Source organism: Vibrio sp. Vb1026, from assembly GCF_033338745.1.
Lineage (GTDB): Bacteria > Pseudomonadota > Gammaproteobacteria > Enterobacterales > Vibrionaceae > Vibrio > Vibrio alginolyticus.
In genome coordinates this window covers 1-1,178 of sequence record NZ_JAWOTH010000146.1, presented here as the reverse complement: position 1 = coordinate 1,178, position 1,178 = coordinate 1, and the positions used below count along the sequence as shown (strand labels likewise).

The 1,178-nt window shown below is 46.1% G+C and carries 2 protein-coding genes; one reads left to right on the top strand and one right to left on the bottom strand.

What is annotated here, in order from left to right; translation table 11 throughout:
• A partial coding sequence (gene trpS / locus R7E47_RS24850) for a tryptophan--tRNA ligase (protein ID WP_318085430.1) occupies positions 1 to 669 on the top strand: 669 nt, incomplete at its 5' end.
• A gap of 64 nt (positions 670 to 733) precedes the next feature.
• On the opposite strand, the gene R7E47_RS24845 is transcribed toward trpS, so the two are convergent.
• On the bottom strand, positions 734 to 1,108 hold the full coding sequence (locus R7E47_RS24845; RefSeq protein ID WP_318085428.1) for a hypothetical protein: 375 nt from the start codon (positions 1,106 to 1,108) through the stop codon (positions 734 to 736).
• Positions 1,109 to 1,178 lie beyond the last annotated feature (70 nt).

The window sequence follows — 1,178 nt, the reverse complement described above, 5'->3', positions numbered from 1 at the left end:
TACGCGAACGACGTAAACGTGGGTCTGTTTGATTACCCAGTGCTAATGGCAGCAGACATCCTGCTTTACGGCGCACACCAAGTGCCAGTAGGTAGCGACCAGAAGCAGCACCTAGAATTAGCGCGTGATATCGCAACGCGTTTCAACAACATTTACTCGCCAGAAAGCCCAATCTTTACGGTACCTGAGCCATATATTCCAACGGTTAACGCGCGCGTAATGAGCCTTCAAGATGCGACGAAGAAAATGTCGAAGTCTGATGATAACCGTAAGAACGTTATCACGCTGCTTGAAGAGCCAAAATCGATCATCAAGAAGATCAACAAAGCGCAAACCGATACCGAAACGCCACCAAGCATTCGCCATGATGTTGAAAACAAAGCGGGTATTGCAAACCTAATGGGTCTTTACTCTGCAGCGACAGGCATGAGCTTTGAAGAGATTGAAGCGAAATACAAAGGCGTTGAAATGTACGGCCCATTCAAGAAAGACGTGGGTGAAGCGGTTGTTGCGATGCTTGAGCCAATTCAAGAAGAATACCGTCGTATTCGCGCAGATCGCGCGTTTATGGATGAAGTGATGAAGCAAGGCGCGGAGAAAGCATCGGCTCGCGCGGCGGAAACACTGAAGAAAGCATACGAAGCTGTCGGTTTTGTTGCTCGTCCGTAATCTCAAGTAATCCAATACCCAAAAAGCTCCACTTCGGTGGAGCTTTTTTTATGTGCTGAGAAAATTACTCGAAGGGTGTGTTGTCCATACAGCGCTCCATATCATAGTACTCAACGCGGCCACGAGCGCCTAAATACCAAGACTTCACCACCATCCCACGATCCACATAATTAGTGAGGAAAACACAGGATATCTCGTAACTTAACTGTTTGATTTTATATGGCTCCCAGTAATAGTCTGGTCCAGGCAGGCGGGCACGAAAAGAAATGACACCATCGTCACTGACTTCAAACTCTTCCATTCCCTTGAATTCATTTTTTGCTGATTGGATAGTTTTTTGATTGGCGGTTGGGTAAAGCGGTTTAGAAGATGTTAGCTGACAACCCGCCATAAGCCCAAACGCGGAGAGAGCTAGTCCAATACGTTGAATTGTTTTCATTGATTTTTCCACGATAGATGATGGATGAGATCTTATTGTCTCGCGTTGGTTTTATAACGCTTGTGTATGT

Coding starts and splice junctions, on each gene's coding strand:
- R7E47_RS24845 (WP_318085428.1), bottom strand. CDS start 1,108: ATGAAAACAATTCAACGTATTGGACTAGCTCTCTCCGCGTTTGGGCTT.